Below are 2,667 nucleotides of genomic sequence, written 5' to 3' on the forward strand. Positions count from 1 at the left end.
CGTGCGCCGGTGTGCGGCCCGGGGAGGAGGCCGGGATTCAGCCGCCGGGCTGGGGCCGGGGCCGGTGTGCGGGCCGCACACCGGCGCACGACCCGGCGACCGGCCCGCACCACCCATCACGACGGAAAGGACACCTTCCATGGCCAACACCGAGACCGCGCTCAAGGAGTGCCTCAGCTCCATCGACGGGGCGACGGCCGCCGCGCTCGTCGACTACACCAGCGGCATGGCCCTCGGCACCCTGGGCGGAGGCAAGGACCTCAACCTGGAGGTCGCCGCCGCCGGTAACACGGACGTCGTACGGTCCAAGCTGCGCACGATGGAGCTCCTGGGCCTGAAGGAGGAGATCGAGGACATCCTGATCACCCTGAGCAGCCAGTACCACCTGATCCGCCTGCTGAAGGGGCGCGGCGGCAACGGCCTCTTCCTGTACCTGGTGCTCGACGCGGGACGGGCCAACCTGGCGATGGCGCGGCACCAGTTGCGACGCATCGAGGCCGACCTCGAGGTCTGAGCGGACCACCGGGCGGACCCCCCGGGCCGGGCCCTCCGCGCCGCACCGTGCGCGGAGGGCCCGGGGTCTGTGCGGGCCGTCGCCGGCCGCCCGTGACCTTCCGTCCGGATCAGGCCGCGCCGGGCAGCCACAGGTCGGGGCCGAAGACCTCGTAGTGGATGGCGCGGGCGGGCACACCGGCCCCGAGCAGTTGGCCGCGCACGGTGCGCATGAACGGCAGCGGGCCGCACAGGTACACCGTCGCGTCCGCCGGGACGCCGATCCCGGTGAGGTCCATCAGCCCGCTGCGGGCGTCGGGCTCCTCGGCGCCGGGGCGCTCGTACCAGAAGACCGCCTCCGCGTCGGGCAGCCCGTCCACCGCCTCGCGGGTCTCGGCGCGCAGGGCGTGCTCGGCCGGAGAGCCGTCGGCGTGCAGCACGAGGACCCGGCGGGTGGAGCCGAGGGTGGCCAGCCGGGCGAGCATGCCCACCATGGGGGTGCAGCCGATACCGGCCGAGATCAGGACCAGGGGGGTGTCGGCGTCGTCCAGCGCCACGTCGCCGAAGGGCGCGGAGAGGGTGAGTTCGTCCCCGGTGCCGATCCGCTCGTGCAGCAGACGGGAGACCTCGCCGTCGGGTGCGCCGTCCGCGCCGGCGACCCGCTTGACGGTGATGCGGCGCAGCTCGTCGCCGGGGTCGCAGGACAGACTGTACTGGCGCAGCTGGTGCACCCCGTCGGGCATGAGCACCCGGACGCTGACGTACTGGCCCGCCCGGGCGCGCGGCGCGGGTCCGCCGTCGGCGGGGCGCAGCAGGAACGACACCACGTCGTCCGTCTCCTCGTGGCGTTCGACGACCGTCCACCGGCGCCAGATGTCGCCCGGTTCGACGCCCGCCTCGTGGTACAGGCGCGCCTCCCGGGCGATGAGGGCACCGGCCATCAGCCAGTACACCTCGTCCCAGGCGGCGGCGACCTCGGGGGTGACGGCCTCGCCCAGCACCTCGGCGATCGCGCCGAACAGGTACTTGTGCACGATCGTGTACTGGTCGTCGGTGAGCCCGACCGCGGCGTGCTTGTGGGCGATCCGGGACAGCAGGGCGTCCGGCCGGGTGTCCGGGTCGGCGAGCAGCGCCTTCGCGAAACCGGCGATGGATCCGGCGAGGGCCCGGCGCTGGGCCCCGCTGGCCTGGTTGCCCCGGTTGAACATCCCGTCCAGCAGCTCGGGCCGGTCGCGGAACATGGTGTCGTAGAAACGCGTGGTGATCTCGTCGAGCGCTCCGGCCACGGCGGGCAGGGTGGCCCGCACCACTGCGGCGGATTCTTCGGACAGCATGAGGGTCTCCCAAGAGCGGGACGGGACAAGGGCCTTGGCCGCGGATCCGACCGGCGGCGAACCCTGTATAGCAACCCGGGACCCCCGTTTCTGCCGGGAACGGCGGTCGGGGCGGCAGGACGGGCCCATCGGCCCGAGGAGGAGGACCATCGGCCCCGGAGGACGGACGCCGGACGGGACCGGTCGGCACTTCCCCGGTGGGTCCGCCGGTGCTCGGCGCGGGGCTCGGCGCGCCCGTTCGCCGGCCGGCCCGGCCGCGGCTTCCGGTCGTCCCCCGAGGACACCGGCGCCCCGCCGGTCCGAGCAGGGCCGTCCGGCCCATGCGGAACGCCGCCGAACGGGACAAGCTGGACCTGCAGGGGACGGTTCGGCCGTCGAAGCGCCCGGAGGTCCCCCGTGAACCGGACGGGAGAGGGAGTGACCGCCATGGCCGAGAGGGCTCTGCCGAACGCGGCGGAGGGCACCCCGGTGGGCGACCTGGGACGCCGTCTGGCCCGGCGCCGCACGGAGCTGGGCCTCACCCGCGGGGAAGTGGCGGCCCGGGCGGGGCTGGCACCCAGTTACCTCCGCCACCTGGAGGAGCACCCGGGTGCCGCGCCGGGCACGGGCGTCCTGCTCAGGCTGGCCGGTGTGCTCGGGACCACGCTGAACCGCCTCACCGGCGGGGACGTCGACCTGCCGCCCGGCCCCGGTCGGGCCGCCCGCCGGGCGGAGTTCACCGAACTGGACGCCGAGGAGTGCCGCGCCCTGCTCGGCACCCACGGTGTGGGACGGATCGCCGTCTCCACCGACGAGGGGCCGGTCATCGTCCCCGTCAACTACGGCGTCGTCGACGACGCCG

Annotated in this window: 3 protein-coding genes; 2 read left to right on the top strand and 1 reads right to left on the bottom strand. The window is 74.7% G+C overall.

Annotation, left to right across the window (positions count from 1 at the left end; translation table 11 throughout):
• Nucleotides 1-139: 139 nt before the first annotated feature.
• Nucleotides 140-514 carry a hypothetical protein gene (locus B7L92_RS22990; protein WP_004979375.1) on the top strand — a complete coding sequence of 125 codons (375 nt, stop codon included), beginning with the start codon at nucleotides 140-142 and terminating at the stop codon, nucleotides 512-514.
• A 109-nt stretch (nucleotides 515-623) separates the two neighbouring features.
• Here the strand turns inward: B7L92_RS22990 and B7L92_RS22995 are convergent, their stop codons facing one another.
• On the bottom strand, nucleotides 624-1,826 hold the full coding sequence (locus B7L92_RS22995) for a globin domain-containing protein (RefSeq protein ID WP_081239345.1): 1,203 nt from the start codon (nucleotides 1,824-1,826) through the stop codon (nucleotides 624-626).
• Between the two features lie 417 nt (nucleotides 1,827-2,243).
• Here B7L92_RS22995 and B7L92_RS23000 point away from each other — a divergent pair.
• Nucleotides 2,244-2,667 (top strand): helix-turn-helix domain-containing protein (locus B7L92_RS23000; protein WP_143626366.1); only part of this gene is annotated, 424 nt, incomplete at its 3' end.

The organism is Streptomyces viridosporus (genome assembly GCF_002078235.1).
Classification (GTDB): Bacteria; Actinomycetota; Actinomycetes; order Streptomycetales; family Streptomycetaceae; genus Streptomyces; species Streptomyces viridosporus.

What these genes read in the sequence shown, in the direction of transcription:
- B7L92_RS22995 (WP_081239345.1), bottom strand. Translation starts at nt 1,826, where the DNA reads ATGCTGTCCGAAGAATCCGCCGCAGTGGTGCGGGCCACCCTGCCCGCC.
- B7L92_RS22990 (WP_004979375.1), top strand. Translation starts at nt 140, where the DNA reads ATGGCCAACACCGAGACCGCGCTCAAGGAGTGCCTCAGCTCCATCGAC.